Here is a 20,092-nt window from a genome sequence, read left to right on the forward strand (position 1 = left end):
TGTTTATTCGTATCGTAAAGCTGTAATTGGGTCTAAAGCAGATGCTTTCTTTGCAGGGTACCAACCAAAGAATATACCTGTTACGGCACAAACCGCAAATGACACCACAATTGAATATAAAGCGACACTTGTAGGCCAAAGTAAGAACTTTTCAATAAACACCGTAGCTCCTAAGCCCAATAATACACCCAGCAAACCTCCTGTTATACTAATTAAAATAGCTTCTATTAGAAATTGCATTAAAATATCTGATCCCCTGCCACCAACTGCCATTCGTAAACCAATTTCCTTAGTTCTTTCTTTCACGGATACATACATAATATTCATAATACCAATACCACCAATAAGTAAAGATATACTAGCCACGGCAACCAATAATACGGTCAACATTTCGCTTGTTGAGCTAAAAGTAGATATCAGTTCTTCCATAGAACGTACTGAAAAATCATCCTCTTCGGTATCCAGTAGTTTATGTTCTTCGCGTAATATTTCACTTACTTGTGTAACCGCTTCTTGTGCATCATCTTCACTAATGGCAGACGCCATGATTTGGTTCAAGTAATCTATAGCTAAAATACGTTTTTGCACTGTGGTATATGGAGCAATAACTACATCATCTTGATCTTGCCCAAAGGTATTTTCTCCTTTCTCTTCCAACACTCCTATTACCTTGAAAGGTATGTTATCAAACCTAATCATTTGTCCAACAGGATTTTGCCCATCAGGAAAAACATTGTCTACTACGGTTTGGCCTAATAAAACCACCTTAGAGGAAGATTTGACCTCGGCATCTGTAAACATACTGCCACTTTGTAGACCTACAGCCTTAATTTCCAAATAGTCAGGGTTTACACCGTATATACTACTTGGCCAGTTACTGGCTCCGTTAATTACTTGTCCGCCTCCGTTAACAACAGGGGTAACATAGCTCAATAGGTCCGCTTTTTCCTTTATTGTTTCATAATTATCTAAAGTTAGTGTCTGAACATCGCCACCACTACCTCTAGCCGGTCCACGGTCATCTGTACCAGGGCTTATGGTAACCATGTTAGACCCCATGCTAGATATGGTAGATCGTATACTCTCTTTAGATCCTTCGCCAATGGCTAGCATTGCTATAACCGATGCTACACCAATTATAATACCCAACATGGTCAGTAAAGTTCTCATCTTATTAAGAACGATAGCTTTATATGCAATTTTTAATAAATTAAGTATTCTCATAATTAATGATTTTCTTGTGGCAACTTCGCCAATTCTTCTGCTGCAGACTGTATATTGTTATTATTGTAATCTTGAATAATGTTACCATCTTTCAAAACAATAGTTCTACTACTAAATGTTGCAATATCAGGTTCGTGTGTTACAAAAGTGATCGTAATTCCCTTTCTATTTAGATCTTGAAACAACGACATTATTTCATATGATGTTCTGGTATCCAAATTACCTGTAGCTTCATCTGCCAATATCATAACCGGGTTGTTTACCAATGACCTTGCTATAGCTACACGTTGTTGCTGACCTCCGGATAATTGTGATGGTGTGTGATGCAACCTTTCCCCTAGTCCAACCATTTCAAGTGCTTTTACAGCACGTTCTCTACGTTCTTCTGTAGAAACCTTACTGTTATATAGCAAAGGCAACTCAACGTTTTCAATAGCCGATGTTCTTGCCAAGAGATTATACGATTGAAAAATGAATCCTATTTTTTCGTTTCTTATGGTAGCAAGTTCATTTCTGCTCAAGTCTTTCATGGCAACACCATCAATCTCATAATTTCCTGAAGTAGGTTGATCCAAACAACCTAAAATATTAAGCATGGTACTTTTTCCAGAACCACTAGATCCCATAATAGTAACAAATTCACCTTCTTCTATGGTAAATGAAATTCCACGTAAAGCATGAACCGTTTCGGTACCCATGGTAAACTCACGTTTTAAATTTTCTATTTTTATGATTTCTTTACTCATAGCGCTTATCTTTTTCCAGGTCGTTGTGGCATAAACGGACTTTCTTCTCCTCCTGCCGAAGCATCTGTTTGTGTTGTTTCAGATTTTAAGCTGTATACTAATTTATCACCTTCGTTAATTCCGTCAAGAATTTGAACGTTAACACCATCGCTTGCACCAAGAGTTACCGCTTTAGGAGATATAGCTCCATTATTTTCCAATACCCATACTTTTGTTCCTTTATCACCATCCTGCCTTGATCCGCCTTCAGGACGATCAACAATTATATTCTCTTGTTGATTGTAAGCCATCATTTCCGGAGGTGTAGGTTTAAAATTAATAGCCTTTGCCTCTATCGATAAAACATCTTTTAGCTCTAACGTATAGATTGATATGGTTGCCGTTAACCCTGGTTTTAATTTTAAATCTGGATTATCAGCTTTAATGACAACCGTATAGGTTACAACATTAGATGTCACGGTAGGATCTAGCCGTACTTGTGTAACTTCGCCCTCAAATTCTTCTTCTTGATAGGCGTCTACGGTAAAGCTAACACGTTGCCCTACGGTAACCTCCCCTATATCCGCTTCATCAACATCTGCCTCCACTTGCATTTCTTTTAAATCTTGTGCAATGGTGAACAATGTAGGTGTGCTATAACTAGCCGCAACGGTTTGCCCTTCTTCGATATCTCTAGATAATACCACACCGTCTATAGGAGAATATATATTGGCATAACCTAAATTTGTTTTCGCTTGTTGCAAATCTGATAAACGCTGTGTTACTGTACCTTTAGCCGTTTCGTAATTATAAAGAGCATCATCAAAGTCAGACTTACTAATAACTTGATTTTCATATAAACTTTTCTGCCTTTCGTAAATGGTCTGTAAATAATTACGTTGGCTTATAGCATTATCATAAGCTGCTTGGGCTTGTGTAGTAGCTGCTTTTAGGTTGGTTTTATCCAATTCTGCAATAAGTTGCCCTTCGGTAACTACGCTATTATAATCTACGTACACTTTTTCCACTACGCCAGACACTTGTGTACCTACGTCTACTTGATTAGTTGGCTCAATGGTTCCGGTAGCCGTTACCATTGTGGTAACATTACCTTTTCTTGCCGCTATGGTCTTAACTTCAATAGCTGTTGTGTCATTACCTTTTAGAAAGCTGTAAGCAACAAAAGCAAAGATGGCCAATACGACACCTCCTATTATGATTTTATTTTTATTTTTCATTTTGACTAAAGTTTAATTTTGTTTCCTTGATAAAATTGTAATAATTGATGGTATAAAATATTTAGGTATTTAGACTGTATGTAATTCTGTTGCGCATTGGTAAATGTATTCTGACTTACCACTAGATCGGTAGTACTTAAATCTCCAAGCTCATACCTTTTTTGTGCAAGGTTATAAGATTGTTCTGCGGCACTTTGTGATGCTTCTGCAGCAACTAATTGCTCTTGAGAAGAAAGTGCATATTGGTAAGCTGTTTCTACCTTTTTAATAACTTCTTTTTCTACTACTTGCTTTTGTATTTCTGCTTTTTCTATATTTAATGCAGCAATTTGTACAGCAGATTTAGTCTTGTTTCTATTAAAAATTGGAACGCTTAAGCTTAAACCAAGTCTCTGGTTAAAATTGACATCTAGTTGATCATAAAAAGTATTGTCGCTAATACTTGTATACCCAGAACCAAGACTACCTGTTAATGACAACGTAGGTAAATAACCTCCTTTGGCTATTTCTAACTCTTTTTCGTTAATCAAGATATTGGTGGTACTGGCCTCTACTTCTGGCAAATACGATAAAGCATTTGTGTAGATTGCTTCTTTGTTTAGTTCTAAATGAATTAAATCATGATTTTCATCTACCGTTTCTATTTGTAAATCATCTAAAGGCGATAATTCCAACAATTGCTTTAGGTCTATAATGTTAAGCTCATAATCATTTTTAGCGGCAATAATATTATACTTATTGGTAGCTGCTTGACTTTGTGCCTCTGTATAGTCGCTTAATGCTATGGTACCGGCTTCTAACCTTGATTTTGCTCTTAGCACTTCTTTTTCTGATGCAGCTAAATTATTTTCTGCAATGGTGATACCCTCTTTGCTGTATAATGCCTGTAGATATGACTCTAAAATGCTTATAACAATATTGTTTTTAGCCTCTTGCGCCAGTAAACTATTTTGCTCTATTAAAAGTTTATTTTGCTTTACTTGATTGCTTAATTGATTACCCTGGTAGAGCGTCATAGAACTGTTAACTCCTAAATTTGTACTATGTATCTGATCAGAAACATAATCACTTGTAATAGGATCAATAGTGGTACCACTAGAAAAATTTTGAGATGCGCTACCGAATAGATTAGGAAGTTTGGCAGATTTAGCCGTTTTATAATCTACTTCAGAAATATTGGCATTTATTTCGGCATCTTTAACGGTGATATTGTTTTCAATGGCATATGAAATACAATCTTCTAAGGACCATATTTTTGATGCCTCTTCAGTTTCTGTTTCTTGCGAAAAACCAAACTGAGCACATAAAATGCTTGTTATAATTATAAATTGTTTCATTTTAAGCGTGTTTTTAATTAACACTCCAAAAGTGAAACTTTATACTACCTTAATAAAAAGGAATAGAAGAATAGGTAGTTTGTATATGTAGAAAGTCGAATTTTATCGACGAGAATATCAGGCAATTGCTATTTAAAACAGCAATTGCCTGTATCCATTTAATTTAATTGTGCTTGTTGTTTCACAGTATTTAACTGCTGCTGAAGGTCTTTTAGTCGCTCTACTTCTTCTTGACCTGGTATTTTATCTACACCACCAACAATGTATGATAAATAGGCTATTTGAGGAACCAACATTTGCTGTGGATAAGCACCTTTGTCATTTTTAATTGTCTTTAAAACAGATTCCAAAGATTCCTTTTTAGTGCCTTTGCTTTTCTTTATTTGTGCTTCTAAATCACTTTGAAATTTTCTTGCATCAGTCAATAAATCAAGTACTTTATTTTCAAAAGCTAAATGCTCTGTTATAATAGTTTCATCAATCCCTTCTTCGGCTAATCGTGGATCAACCAAAATTTCAAATGGCTGCTCATAGGTTTCTTTGTCTACAGTTAATTTAACTGTATACCTTCCTGGTAGCACTATAGGTCCGTTTTTGTAGCTTCTAGATTTATTATCGCTCCAAGCGCCTTTTTGGCGCATATCCCATTGAAATCTATTCAAGCCTTTCTTAGTTTCCAATTTTGTGTCAAAGTAGCTGAAAGACATGCTCAAACTCATATTATCCACTTCTTCTTTACTGGATTTCATCTTGGTTGAATCACTGATGATAGTTGCTATTGTCTGTTTATTAGCATCCAAAATTTCTAATTGCACATTGTTTTTACCATCTTTAGGTAGGTAATAATCAATTAAAACTCCCGTTTTTGGATAATTAGGGAAACCTTTATCACGTCGCGGAGTTCTGTAACGTATTGTGTTATCTGGTTGAAACAAAACAGTCGTATCTTTTAAAGATGCCATTGATGGGTTTCTTAATGAAGTAATATTATCCAATACCCAGAATCCACGACCCATTGTACTTAATACCAAATCTCCTCTATTAATGATAATATCGGTAATTGGTGTAACGGGTAAGTTTTGTTGAAATGACTTCCATTTTTGACCATCATTAAATGAAACGAACATGCCATATTCTGTACCGGCATATAACAGACCTGCCGTTTTTGGGTCTTCACGTAAAACTTTACTCGTATAATCTGATGGAACTCCGTTTGTCAATAATTCCCAAGTTTTACCATAATTTTCGGTTTTATAGAAATATGGAGTAGGATCACCTAATAAATGTCTATCAACTGATATATAAGCTTTTGCTGGATTAAATTGAGAAGGTTCTATTGATTCAACTCTACCTCCTTTTGGCATTTTTTTAGGCGTTACGTTCGTCCAAGTTTGTCCACCATCTTGTGTTAAAGAAACTACGCCGTCATTTGAGCCTGTCCAAATAAGGTCTTTTTTAACTTTAGATTCTCGTATAGAGTAAATTGTACTGTAATATTCTTCACCTGTAATGTCTCTAGTTATTGGACTACCGGAATTCACCTGTTTATCAGCTTCAAAAGCTGTTAAATCTGGCGAAATTGTTTCCCAAATGACTCCGTCGTTTCTAGTTTTATGTACAAATTGAGAGCCCATATACACAACATCTGGGTCATGTGGTGAAACATGAACGGGAGCTACACGTTGAAAACGATATTTTAAATCTTTAGGATTGTGCCCATATATATTAGAAGCTCCTATAGAGTATTCCCTACCTACTCCGGTAATTTTATTGTAAACGCTAAAACGACCTTTACAATTATTATAAACGATATTATGATTGCCTGGTTTAGGTATTGATGGACCGGTTTCACAACCACCAACTTCAATCATAACTTGAGTACCCTGTGCAGAAGTACCGCTAGGGGCTGAACTTGGTATGGCAATGGTTGTATTATCTTGTTGTGCTCCATAAATCCAATATGGGTATTGATCATCTACCGCTACTTGATATATTTCTGCCGTAGGTTGGTTAAATTGCGAAGACCATGTTTTACCGCCGTTATGAGAAACATTTGCACCACCATCATTACACTGAATCAATAAATCTGGATTATTAGGATTCAACCAGATATCATGATTGTCACCATGGGGAACAGTCATTCTTTTCCAACTTTTACCACCATCAATAGATTTCAATAATGGGTTGGCATTACTATAAACTATGTCAGGGTTTGTTGGGTCAAGCTCAATATTTGTATAATAGAAAGGTCTGTTTACAAGCCCTATATTACTAGAGGTCTGAATAAAAGATTTTCCTTGATCTACAGATTTATAAACGCCACCTTCTTTTCCAGGAGCTTCAATTACTGCATATAAAATACTAGAATCAACGGCAGAAACTGCCAAATCAATTTTACCGATTAAACCTTGAGGTAAGCCCGTTTCCAGTTTTATCCAATCTTTACCTCCGTTTACTGATTTGTAAATTCCGCCTTCGCTATTTTCGCCACCAGAGATAATTGTCCAAGGTGTACGTTGTGCTTTCCAAGCGGCAGCATAAACCACATTAGGGTTACCGGGTAGTAATTCTAAATCTGCGAATCCGGTTGTGTTAGAAATATGCAACATTTTTTCCCATGTAGTACCGCCATCCGTAGTCTTATAGATTCCACGTTCTTCATTTTCTTTAAAAGCATCACCAATGGCCGCAACCCAAACTATATTACTGTTAGTAGGATCAATTTCCACAGCACCAATCTGTCCTGCATTCTTTAATCCTATATGGTTCCATGTTTTACCTGCGTCTATAGACTTGTACATGCCTTTTCCACTAATAATGTTACTACGCAATCCATCAGAACCGGTACCTACGTACACAATGTTGGGGTCATTTAGTGCAACTTCAATGGCACCTATAGATGGAGTATCAAAAAATCCGTCAGAAATATTATTCCATGTAGTTCCATAATCATCCGTTTTCCAGACACCGGCGCCAGAGGCACCTAAATAAAATGTACCGGGCAAAACAGGAGTGCCGGTAACGGTAGTTACGCGACCACCTCTTTGTGGACCAACGGTACGGTATTGTAAAGCTGAAAAATCTTGAGAAAATAGTGTTGTGGAGGCTAATGCAAATACTGCAATTGCAAGTTGTTGAAAGTAAGGTTTCATTTAAGTGTAGATAATAGGTTGGTTAAAACCTAAAGTTACTTAAACCTTTACGCAAAACATACCATGAAAGAAATTTTTACGATTTTCTTAATTTGACAATTGCTTATTAAGATTTGACCTGATCTAGTGCTAAAATTTTAGATAAAATAGTGGTATGAAAAAACTTGGTCTACTTATCAGCTTCTTTGAGCTTGTCATTTTCCCAAATACCACTTATGACAGAACCTTCTTTTTTATGAAAAATACCTTTACCATTGCGCATGTCGTCCTTCCACTGCCCTTTATACTTTTCACCGTTAGGCCAAAAATAGGTGCCTTCTCCATTACGCATATCATTCTTATAGCTGCCAATATAATACTGACCATCTGCCCAATAAAAGGTACCATTACCTTCGCGTAGATTGTCTTCCCATTCGCCTTCGTACCTACTGCCCGTTTCCAATACCGCAATACCGATACCATTGGCTTTATTATTTTTCACCTGACCAACATAATGTAATGCAGTACCTTTTTTACTAGTAAAACTAAGATATTCTCCAAAGGATTTATTGTTCAACTGCTTACGCATATTAGTAATTTGAACACGCGCTTTTTCTAATGCAAAATTTAAAGAATCTATACTTCTGATTTCGCTTTGCGAAACTGGTGCAATAGCCGTTGAATCTAAGGCAATCTTTTCTGTTCCCTTTTCTGTAGTGTTAACCGTATTATTTTGCATTAACTTCTGTGCAAGCGCAATACGTAAAGGGATAACGGTATTTAACTCTTCATGATTCTGTAGGGTAGTATTGTAAGATTCAATCGCCTTGTTATAATCTCCCTCCATTAAAACAGAGTCAATTGCTACCAACTCTTTATTACCTGTAACCAATACATCTAGCTCCTTTTTTGCTTTGCTGCTCTCCCCTATTTCATTCTGTAAAGTGTTAGACTTTACACCAAAATAGAGTGCTAATACAGAAATAATAGCAAGCAAACCGTACAATGTAATATCCTTCTTTTTCATACTTATCTATTAGCTAAACTTCTAGTCCGTTAAATGAATTTCTGGAAGTTTGTTTTTCACCTTTCTAAAATCTGGTGAATAATATACGTGAAAACGCATTGCCCAACTTTGTTTAAAATATCCTCCATTGGTTAAATCTTGTCCTTGAGAATACATGGCACCGGCAGCAACGGTTAGTCTAGGCGTTAAAATATATCCTAGGGTCGTGGTTAAACGTAAATCTTCCATGGGGCTAGCAACTACCGCTTTTCCACTTTGCATTATCAATTCTGCTTCTGGAGCAACATAAAAGGTCTTAGGTTTAAGCTTGTGGTTGTTCAATGGAATCTTCATTCTGAACATATATCTCCATCTATTTCTGAAAATGTACTCACTATTCTCCACAAAACTTTGCGTCCATCTATGTTCAATACGTATACGGTGATAAATCATCATACTAGCAAGAGATTGTGCAAACTGATATTGATGCCAAATACGCCACTCTGGTACTAGATTACGGTCCGTAGAAGCTTCATCTGTATTGAAATTAAGTCTCAAAACCCCGCCTAATCTCACATTAAAATATTTGGAATGAATATACCCTATTGCATGTCTGTTATAAACTTGTGCAACCTGACCAAAAAATGGAGTAGCTTCTGTTTCCTCTAATCTAAGATGTGTTTGGGCGTCCCAAAATAGGCGCTTACTTATTCTAATATTACCATAAGTATTGATCCAGGTTTTGGTACCTAAATCCTTATACTTTGAATATTCTGGCAATTCAACAACTTCTTTTTCCTGCGCCGTTATTTGAAAAGCAAGAAAAATTAAGAATACCAGGTTGACGAAATATGTACGAAACGTTTTCATAGGCTATTGCTTTGTAGTGTTTTGTACATTCAACAATTCTAATATGGCAACGGGGTCTTTTTCTTTTTTCAGTTTCCGTTCCAGTTTTTTGGTGTCTTTATCTTTCAGTTCTAAAACTTTGGTATGAGTGGCATTAATAGTATCATTTAAAGCACCTACAGAATCACAAGATAAATGCTGCGCTATTTCATCTAAAAAGTAAGGCTCTAAAATTTTGGAGTAAGCTGATGTAATTTTCTTTTTAATATCCTCATCCATTAGAGTTGCCATAAACGGATTCCAAATTCGATCAGTATAACTTTCTTCTATGGTAGTTTTATATTGTGGCAATTGGGAAAACGTAAAAGATAAAGCATTTAAGTTCTCTAAACACTTAACGGTGTTTCTAGCTTCCGTTAATCTGTTTTTGGCAGATTTCACTTTTGAGTAATCGTTCAAAGTAGTACTGGCAAAAGACTTAATTTTTTGTAACGATTTGGCATATTTTAACGGAATACTATCGTTTATAGCTTCAATAAAAGTTACCAATGAATCGTTCTGCACAATGATTTCTTCTTCTAGGCTTGCCAATTCATTTTGCCTTTTTTCATGTGCTAGGGTCTCTTTTACCTCGTTGGCAATTGCTTGAATACCGTCATAACCCATTTTAGCAACGGCCTCAATATTTTCTAGGTTAGAGTTTGTAGAATTGGTCAGTACTGAAGACGGAATTGAATACGATTTAGATGATTCAACACTATCAATTTGCATTTTAATATCCACTTTAGATTCTGGCATTCCTGCTGGAAAAACATGGCTTATTAGCTGCTGGCGCGATGTGTATTCCAAAATACCCAAAGAATCATAACTTACAATTTCTTGAATGGGTTTAAGAAAATTTTCTTTTAAATGAAGTACTGTATTGTATTGATATGCCGTCTGTACATCAGACAGCTTTAGTATGTTCAGTTGCGAGTTATGTAATATAGATTCGCTTAATGCATTTGCTTTTTTGTAATAGGCTACAATGCTATCTACCTTTGATTCATCTAAAGAATCTAAAGGGTAGTATGGTACCTTAACTTTAAACTCAGGAAGAAATTCAGATTTTCCAAGCTCAGATAAAATGTCATCAACTTCTTGATAACGTGCTGCATTCTGTTTTAGAAGCTCTGGTAAACTATTATGATGTAGAATATCAACATCTACTTGAGAAAGTTGAATTTCCAAAGCTTTAATGTAGCCGGCGTCAAGATTGATCACCTTTGTTTTACCGTTATAAGCTTTGTAAGCATTTATAGTTTTATGGTCATTGTCATCATCTACTCTGATAGATTGTAGAATTCCATCTTTAAAATACCAGCTTTCAGATTGGTCCATTCCGTTTGTTGGAAATAACGACCACTCATCATGCGCTAAGCCATCTCTTAAAAACCTACCAACAAGTGTATAGTTTTCATTATTTATACTAAAGTTCTGTTGTGGAACACCGTTATCAAAAGAAACAATACTTTTAAATAACGTACTAGATATTTCAGAGTCATCAATCTTTTCTTCTAAAATGGTCCATTTACCATTAGGTTTGCCCATTTGAATTTTTCCGCTAGCGGATTTTTGAATTCCACTAACAAGAACACGGTATTGGTAATCTATAACTTCGGACTGACTTTTGGAGTTAAATTCCCCAAATTGAAATTTCCATGGTCCGTTTGCAGTACCGTCAACAAAAGCACCTTTAAATTGAAACGAATAGTCTTGTTTCTGTAAAAGCTCTTGAAGATTGGAACGCAGAACCGTAAAATCTCCATGAAGAACAGTATCGTTATCAACAAGCTTATAAGAATATGTTGCCTTACCGTTATACTTTCCTATTTGCAGAGGTCCGTTGTAGGTTTGTGTTTCTTGAGCACTCATTGGAATAGAAATTCCGATGATGATAAATGCAAGAAATTGTAGTAATACTTTGATAGTTAGCCTAATCATGCCGCAAAAAAACGAAAATAGATTCAGACTAGTAAATTAGAAACGTATAAATTTTAACTATTTATTAAACGTTTCTAAACAATTGAGAATGAAGCAATAAAAACATTTAAACGTTGTGATATTACCAATCAATTGGGAAGTAATCCTTTAAAAATTTACCACACCAATGCTTTCCAGTATTAATACCGTCAAATAATGGATCCATAACTCTTGCTGCACCATCCACGATATCTAAAGGAGGCTGAAAATCGTGAACTTCTTGTTTCTTTTTAGCTAATTCAGCAGGGTCTTCATCTGTAACCCAACCTGTATCAACTGCATTCATAAAGATTCCGTCTTTAGCCAATTCTCCTGCAGCGGTATGGGTTAACATATTTAATGCAGCTTTGGCCATATTTGTATGTGGATGGCGAGATTCTTTAAAGAAACGATGGAATTTACCCTCCATTGCAGTAACATTAATAATGTGTTTCTGACCTGTATTTTCTTTTTTCATCAATTCTGCCAAACGATTACAAAGCACAAACGGAGCAACAGAATTTACTAACTGAACTTCGATCATTTCAGTAGTTTCTATTTCACCTAATTTTAAACGCCAGCTATTGGTCTTACGTAAATCTACCTGTTGTAAATCGGCATCTAATTCCCCTGTTGGGAAAACTTCTTGCGCTACCAATGCATTGTCAAAGCTATATGGAATTTGAGAAAGCTTTGCAGAAGCCCTAATACCAATACCCGGTTCAGGACCATGCCATGTTACCGGCATATTTTGGTTAGGCGATGCTTGCTTACTAAATCCTTTTAACTCCTGAAGACAACTCTCATGATCACTTAATACCATTTGCGCAAACTTAGGTAGTGAAGAAATTTCTTTTTCTTCATTTTCCATTAAGTGATGGTAAAATCCTGAAGGTCTACGAACCGTTTGTGCGGCATTGTTTATTAAGATGTCTAATTTATCATATTGCTGTTCTATGAAGTTGCAGAATATTTCAACGCTGGGTATATGCCTTAAATCTAAACCATGAATTTTAAGGCGGTGCCCCCACTCCATAAAATCTTCCTCCTTAGAAAAACGAAGCGCAGAATCTACAGGAAAACGAGTAGTAGCAATAACCGTTGCTCCACCACGAAGCAACATTAAAGTTATATGGTAACCAATTTTTAAACGAGAACCAGTTATAACGGCAACCTGTCCTTTAACATTGGCGTTTTGAAATCTTTTTGCATAATTAAAATCACCACAATCACTACACATGGTGTCATAAAAATGGTGAAGCTTGGTGAATTCAGCTTTACAAACGTAGCAATTACGTGGCGTAGTAAGTTCAGGTAAATCTTTGCTGGCTAACTCTGCAGCTGGTAATAATTTTGGCGCAACAAAAACATGTGCTTCACGGGCACTACGAATTCCGGTTTCTTTACGAGCATGTTTATCACGAACCGCTTGCTTTCTTTTTTCGTTACGTTTGGCATCTTTAACCCTTCTGGCAAACTCTTGCTTGCTAGGTCTAGATAACTGACCGGCAGCTTTAATCAAGGCAATTCTTCTATCTTCAGGTATTTCAAAAATCTGGTTGGTATCCGTAACCAAACGATTTAAAATTTCAATACAACTTTCAATCTCGTTTAGATCGATATCAGTTTCGTTCTCGTGTTGTTTATCCTTCATCATATTACCTTAAGAGGGCAAAAATACTAACTATGGTTAAAGTACGGTAATGCGCACTTTTTTCTTTTTTAAACGCGAATTGTTCAGCTCATTTACAAGTTGGTCAGATTTACTCTTGGGTACGGCTACAAAAGCACAATCTTGCTTAAGCTCAATAGCCCCTAATTCGTCTCTGTTTAGACCACCTTGCTTAAAAAAAAGCCCGGCAATATCACCTTTAGATATTTTATCTTTTCTTCCACCAGAAATAAACAAGGTTTCCCAAAGAGGGTCTCCTAGCCTCTTCGTTTTTCCAATATTTATTCCCTCGGATTTTTTTATAAACTCTGGTAAAGATTCTTTATCCCATTGTAAAACATAGGCTGTACCAGTTTCATTTACACGGGCAGTTCTACCATTACGATGGGTAAACTCTTCAATACGATGTGGTAATTCGTAATGAATAATGAACTTTAATTCAGGGATGTCTATTCCCCTAGCAGCTAAATCTGTAGCAATTAATATACGACTGCTGCCGTTTCTGAATTTAATTAAAGCACGTTCACGTTCTTTCTGTTCCATGCCACCGGAAAAACACTCATGCTGTATATGTTTATTACTTAAATAATCACTAACACTTTCAATACTATCCTTGAAGTTGCAAAAGATAATGCCTGGCTCTTCCCCTATATATTTCAATAGTTGCACAAGCGTTTTTAGCTTGTCTTTATCTTCTGAAATTACGGTGCTGATGGTAAGTTGTGATGGCGTATCCTTTTTAAGGAAATTTACGCGCTTCGGGTTTTCTAAACCAACAAATTTGGGAATCTTGACACCTTCTGTCGCAGAAGTGAGAATTCGTTTTTTAAGATGAGGAAGTTCTGCTAGAATTTCACTCATTTCTTCTTCAAAGCCAACTTCTAATGACTTATCAAACTCATCAAGAACTAATGTTTTAATATGGTCTTTGGTGAAACGATCAGCCATAAAATGGTCTAAAATTCTACCGGGTGTACCAATTAAAATAGCAGGAGTATGCTTTAGTTCTATTTTATCTTTTGACATTGATCTACCGCCATAAATGGCATTCACCTTAAAACCAGTACCCATATTACGAATAACCTGTTCTATTTGAATTGCCAATTCTCTGGAGGGAACCAATATCAATGCCTGAACTTCAGGATTATTATGGTCTAAAAATTCTAAAACCGGTAAAAGAAAAGCTAACGTTTTTCCTGTACCGGTTGGAGATAATAATATGGTATTGTTTGATGAAGAGATGGTGTCTAATGCACTCACTTGCATCGGGTTCAACGCATCAATATTCAATTTTGATAAAATCTCTTGTTGATTTTTCATGCGTTTCTTATTACCATTTAATTATACGATTATGCTTCTTGAAGCTCTCGTTTAGATTTTCTGTAAAGGTAATTTGGGAATATTGTTCTTTTTGCAAATCTGTTCAACTTATTAGCGTTGATCATTTTTTGAAAAATTGGTTTCGTTACACCGAAATATTCATAAGTAGCACCATCAACAAAGGTTACTTCTAAAACCAAACCGTTATGCTGAAAATCTGCAATACCAGATAAAACTGATAGATTATATTCTTCTTTGTTGGCTTCTTTAGTTTCAGGAGCAATACTTACTAGAAAGTGGTAACCGTCAATTATACGACGACTTTGAACCTCTGCTTCTTCTTTTTTCTCATCACCGTCTTGAAATTTGTCTGGGTGCCATTCCTTTACCAAACCTCTATATGTAGACTTAAGTGCCTTGAGTTCAATTTCTTTCTCAACCCCAAAGAGTTTCTTGTATTCATTAATACGCTTCATAATGCAGCTTTTTTGCGGGTGCAAAACTACATCTTTATTTTGACGTGAAAGCTTGAAATTCAGTAATAAAAGAAAATAATCACTTGATGATCAAGATTTAAAAGCTTTGATGCCTTCCATACGGTCAGCCAGGCATCGAATTGTATATAAATTTTAAATCAATGATTCGCAAGCGTGTATTGAGCTTGTTTGCTAACGGTAATCATTTGTTACTCATTTCTAAGACCTTTTTCAAGTACAGACTTAATACCTGCAAGATTTTCAGAAAACTCCATCATCTGTGAAAGTACTTGAGCCATTTCATTGGCATTACTAAATCCTTTTAGCTTATTGTTTTTGACAAATTGTTCTTTTATAGCGCTCCAACGAGAATCCTCTTCAGTCGTTAGGTTGCCAATAAGTTCATTGTATTTTAATAAGTTGGCTTCAGCAGAACCGGTTAACGTCTGGGCTTCATTTTCATAATGTGAACGCAAAAGCGTATTTAACTCTCTTTCGTTCATTATAGGTACGATCTGTGCAACCAATTTATTCATATCTCTATAAGACCCTTGAAGTTTGAACGAAGGCTCTGTTCTGTATTCATCTTGCATAGCTGCACTTTTAATGTACGTAGCGTTTACCTTCAGCAATACATCTCTTACCCTAAGTACTTTTTCAAGTACCTTTTTGTATTCCTCTACTTCTTGACTAGAGTGATTACCTATTAGTTGCCCTTCATCAGACTTTGATTCAATTTGTTCAACTAGGGTATAAACATCGTCAAATTCTTTACTTGCCAATTGTTGTAAAATAGGATTTGCGGTAAGTGAATTTTCTACTAAACTTAATCTAAATAAATGTTCTGTTTCACCAATAATATCACCAAGGTTGTAAATATCTGCACGGTTGGCCAACATATCTGGAATCTGGAATTTCTCTCCACTTTCCGTATATGGGTTACCTGCCATAATTACACAGAATTTTTTACCACGTAAATCATACGTTTTTGGTTGCCCTTCGTAAACACCTTCTATTTTACGTGTACCATCTGATAGGGAAATGAATTTCTGAAGAAACTCTGGATTACAATGTTGAATATCATCAATATATAGCATGACATTATTGCCCATTTCAAAAGCAAGATTCAGCTTTTTAAGTTCTTCTCTTGCGGCACTATTCATGGCAGAAGCAGGATCAACATTGGTTACTTCATGACCAATTGCAGGACCATTGATTTTGACGAATATTAAACCTAGTCGATTGGCAATATATTCCATCAAAGTAGTTTTACCGTAACCTGGTGGAGATATTAAAAGTAACATACCCATTCTGTCTGTACGTTTGTTAGCCCCTACCGTGCCTAATTGCTTCGCTAGATTATTTCCAAAAATTGGAAGATACACTTCATCAATTAACTTATTTCGAACAAAAGAAGTAAGTACTCTTGGTTTAAATTCTTCTAGTTTTAAATCGGTTTTTAATTTCTCTGTAATATCTAGTTTGGTCTTTTTGAACTTTAAAAATGCTGGTACTTCGTCTAATACAAATAAGTTTAATCTAGATACAAAATCATGGTAGTTAAATGAATAGACACCTTCAACTATAGTACCATGAGAACCTCTAAGATCTTTTAAAACCTCGTTAGGTGAAACAGCCTTGATTTTTGAAGCAGATTCATCTCTGAATAAAAGCGCAGATACAATTTCATTTTCATATCTATTAAGATTGATGGAGGTATCTACATCTTTTTTAGATTTTAAAAACGCCCCTACCCACTGTTTTGCCAACCTTACTTTAGTTTCAAGGTCACCGGCATCTTCAACACTTTTCTTAAACTTCAGATCCGCTTGTTGAGACTTTAAAAGTTTAAAAAATTCATCTTTCAGTTGAATAGCAAAACTGCTGAATACAAACTCTGAGTCAGATTTCAATTCTTCAAACAAATACTCGGCAATATCTGTACTCAAAACTGCATCAAAAAGTTTCGTTTCTTCTGCGAAACCTTCTATTTTATATGTTAACTCTTCAATTATTGAAGCATACTCTTTAGATTCAGGAAAGTATTGTAAAACCTCACCTGCAGATTTTAAACCTTTATCCAGCTCATTTCTAACATCGTCCTCTAAATCATTCCAAAAAAATTGAGCATATCCTCTTATTTCCGGTCGATAAGTAAGCAAGTCTAATTCATGATGTTTATGTACTAAGAGTTTTAGTATGCGCGAAGCATCTACATCATGAACACCCTTAATATAACCTTCGGAATAATCATTTCTACTTTGTTCTTGAACAAGTTTCAACAACTCTTCATCACTTAAAGGAAGTAAATCTTCTTCTGTGAATTTTGAAAATAATTTATAGGCTAAATATGCGGCACGATAAATATCATCTGTTTCTGAAACGTACTCTTGATTCCATAAGTGCCTGTTCTTTACAAATTCTTCATTGTTCAGAACCTTATAAAAATCAGTGCCCGTTAAATGATAGTTTAGTTCGTTATCATGAAAAACAATGGTTAAGTCTAACTGCTGCTTGTTGACTCCAAATTTATGTTTTCCCAATCTAATAACACTGTCACCGTCTTCGTAGAGATCTAATTTGTCCTTTAATTTTCTAAGAGCGTCTTCTCTAGCGGTCTTTAATTGGGTTTCAATTTCTTCGGCTTTACCGCTATCATCGAGCTCTTGTAATTGCGCAATGATATCTCGAAGTTTATTGATCATTAAATCTGAAGCAAAATAACCGTTGATTTCTACTGCAGAATTAAAACTCTGTGCCTTTTTTTGAACCCCTTTTAATATTCTACTAGAAGCGTTGGCCAGCGCACTAGACTTTTTATTTCTTTTTTCGATTAAAGAGTTTTTTCTAGCATCAAAAGCAGCGTAGACTTCTTCTCTTTTTTCAATAATGGTTTCAATAAATTCTTCAAAATCAGTGAACTTACCTTCTAGCTCCTCTAATTGAATAGATGTTTTGGTTTGGTATTCATCACACTTTTCTGGTGTAGACGCCATATCCAAGTAATTGATGATACTTTGATCGATCAATTTTAGTTGTGCGGCAAATTCAGCTTTGGCTTCAGAAATACCAAGAGAGTTTCTCTTGTTTTTCAATGCAGCCTTAAGCTCGTTTATGGTTGAGAAAATCAATGAAATATCATCGATTATTTTTGTGGAATGAGCCGTATCCTCAATCTCTAAATTTGAGACAATATCAATAAGCATTTCAAGATCGGTACTGATCTCATTTATTTCAGCTTCTTTTTCTTTAGCCTCTATAACCTTTTCAACGGTAGCTATAAATTCCTTTTTGTCCTTTAATGCGTCATGGTAAGGTTGTAATGCATTCGGGTTCAATAAAAATTGAACACAACGCTCAGATATTTTCTTGGTCTGCTCCGCTATTTGCTCTTCAAGTACCTCTAGGTATTCTAAATCAATATACCTCACTTCTTTCAGTGAAATAGCCTCGCCTCTAATAGACCGTAATCTTGTAAGCAACGCCACAAACTCATCTATACTCTTAAAAGAAGTGCTCTTGATTTTATTAAATAACTCTTCTGAGTTTTGTTGAATCAGCTTGGTTTGATTCTGAGCATTTTTTCGAAGTTGTACTACTTTTTCAAACTCATCAATAGCAGCATTGGAAGCCTTGTTGATTTCTTCAATTGGCTCATTTAATTGATGTGTTTCTGGCTCTGGCAACCAATAATAGGCATCTAAAATATCTTTAGAGAATTTTGCAATATCACTATATAGACCTGCGTAATTATCATTTTTGTTCAATAGTGTAATTAAGCCATTGACCTCTGCCATAGCCTTTACAATATCTTTGTTACCAATTTTGTATAATAAGGTATCTTCATGTTGAGAAGGTACATAATCCCCTTTTAAATACGGTGTTTGCCAAATTTGAACCACATGGTGTTTGGTCTGTTCTTGCTCTGTTTTAAAATAACAAAGCTCACCATTTTCCAAAATTGTAAATCCGTTACAAATAATAGGTGTTTTAATAACCTGACTTATAATATTATAAGACATTAGGTTATAAAGCCCTTCTACTGCGGAATAAAAAACATAAAGAAAATCTTCACCGTTAGGTGAAATAATACGTTCTTGAAATTTCACATTTGGAATGGAGCTATCAAAAATATGATACTCCCCCGTTTGCAAATAATACCCCGTAGGGAAAATGATTCCCTGGTCATCTGGCAGTAAAATACAAGCATCTTTAACCGAGTCTATTTTTTGAACCTCTCTCATTTTGTCATTAAAAACAAAATAGCGAGGAGATTCTTGAAATGGTTTTATTTCTAGTACCAATAGATTGCCTAAATCTCCAAAACGATACTGACCATCATCTAAAGTCTGATCAACATATTCTACAGGTTCATCTAAAATACCTTTACCTTCTGCGGTATTATCCTCAATTTTTATGGTAAGGTCACCACCAATAGTTTCCACAAAAACCCTGTCTTTGATAGAAACGTGAGAATGCTCACCATAACGGTGCATATCTCTAGTAGCTTCTTGCCATTTAAATTCTTGCTGAACAGGAAATTTATATTCATGTTCACTACGGTTATCAATATACTTAAGCGAGTTTTCTACCAACAACCATTTAAAGGTTTTAATGTCGGTAGGACTTTCGCTTAACTGAAAGACCATATGAAGATAATTTCCAATTATGGCAAAATTGGAAAATATCGTATTTCTATAATATTTATATAAGTTGGTAAAATCAGACTTAAAAGTTTCGTCATCTAACAAGTTAAGATCAGAAGCTTTAAAACTATTGTCTACAAAAGTGTAACTACTAAAAACATCTTTAATGTTTATTTCAGTTCTAAGTCCAAAATGAACGTTATACCCAAACAGACAAGTATCACCAAAAGAAACGATATCTCTTGCTATACAATTGTTTTCCGTATTGATTCTATCATTAGCAATAAGTTTGGTCTCTAATGATCCAAAAACGGTTTTTCTATCATCATTTAGCTCAATCAGTTTACTCTGTAATAGTTCCTTCTGCTTTTGCAGTCGGTTTTTAATTACATCATAAGTACCGCCATCTAAAATATGTTCTTCCGTTTTGTCTGTTCGGGATTCTTCTGCCATAAAAATAACAAGGC

Annotated in this window: 12 protein-coding genes; all 12 read right to left on the reverse strand. The window is 35.4% G+C overall.

From position 1 onward, the window contains the following. Positions 1–3: 3 nt before the first annotated feature. Positions 4–1,224, reverse strand: coding sequence for an ABC transporter permease (locus tag PXD56_RS08640; protein ID WP_276492934.1), 1,221 nt, complete (start codon positions 1,222–1,224; stop codon positions 4–6). 2 nt (positions 1,225–1,226) lie between these two features. Next, positions 1,227–1,970, reverse strand: a complete 744-nt coding sequence (locus PXD56_RS08645) for an ABC transporter ATP-binding protein (RefSeq protein ID WP_276492935.1) — start codon at positions 1,968–1,970, stop codon at positions 1,227–1,229. Between the two features lie 5 nt (positions 1,971–1,975). Continuing rightward, entirely contained in the window at positions 1,976–3,187 is a 1,212-nt protein-coding gene (locus PXD56_RS08650; protein WP_276492936.1) for an efflux RND transporter periplasmic adaptor subunit, read from the reverse strand. Positions 3,188–3,192: 5 nt separating this feature from the next. Beyond that, positions 3,193–4,524 carry a TolC family protein gene (locus tag PXD56_RS08655; RefSeq protein WP_276492937.1) on the reverse strand — a complete coding sequence of 444 codons (1,332 nt, stop codon included), beginning with the start codon at positions 4,522–4,524 and terminating at the stop codon, positions 3,193–3,195. Positions 4,525–4,682: 158 nt separating this feature from the next. Then, positions 4,683–7,676 (reverse strand): WD40/YVTN/BNR-like repeat-containing protein, encoded by a 2,994-nt coding sequence (locus PXD56_RS08660; protein WP_276492938.1) that lies wholly within the window; start codon positions 7,674–7,676, stop codon positions 4,683–4,685. A 169-nt stretch (positions 7,677–7,845) separates the two neighbouring features. Further along, the gene (locus PXD56_RS08665; RefSeq protein WP_276492939.1) at positions 7,846–8,682 is read right to left on the reverse strand and encodes an MORN repeat-containing protein; all 837 of its coding nucleotides are present in this window, start codon (positions 8,680–8,682) and stop codon (positions 7,846–7,848) included. Between the two features lie 21 nt (positions 8,683–8,703). After that, a complete protein-coding gene (locus tag PXD56_RS08670) occupies positions 8,704–9,531 on the reverse strand; it encodes a DUF2490 domain-containing protein (protein ID WP_276492940.1) in 828 nt (275 codons plus the stop codon). Positions 9,532–9,534: 3 nt separating this feature from the next. After that, entirely contained in the window at positions 9,535–11,493 is a 1,959-nt protein-coding gene (locus PXD56_RS08675; RefSeq protein ID WP_276492941.1) for a hypothetical protein, read from the reverse strand. A gap of 121 nt (positions 11,494–11,614) precedes the next feature. Further along, positions 11,615–13,165 carry an SDR family NAD(P)-dependent oxidoreductase gene (locus PXD56_RS08680; RefSeq protein ID WP_276492942.1) on the reverse strand — a complete coding sequence of 517 codons (1,551 nt, stop codon included), beginning with the start codon at positions 13,163–13,165 and terminating at the stop codon, positions 11,615–11,617. Between the two features lie 36 nt (positions 13,166–13,201). Beyond that, positions 13,202–14,503 (reverse strand): DEAD/DEAH box helicase, encoded by a 1,302-nt coding sequence (locus PXD56_RS08685; RefSeq protein WP_276492943.1) that lies wholly within the window; start codon positions 14,501–14,503, stop codon positions 13,202–13,204. Between the two features lie 29 nt (positions 14,504–14,532). Further along, entirely contained in the window at positions 14,533–14,979 is a 447-nt protein-coding gene (locus tag PXD56_RS08690; RefSeq protein ID WP_276492944.1) for a KTSC domain-containing protein, read from the reverse strand. A gap of 209 nt (positions 14,980–15,188) precedes the next feature. Next, on the reverse strand, positions 15,189–20,078 hold the full coding sequence (locus PXD56_RS08695; RefSeq protein ID WP_276492945.1) for a DNA repair ATPase: 4,890 nt from the start codon (positions 20,076–20,078) through the stop codon (positions 15,189–15,191). Positions 20,079–20,092 lie beyond the last annotated feature (14 nt).

This window comes from Maribacter zhoushanensis (genome assembly GCF_029350975.1).
GTDB lineage: Bacteria > Bacteroidota > Bacteroidia > Flavobacteriales > Flavobacteriaceae > Maribacter > Maribacter zhoushanensis.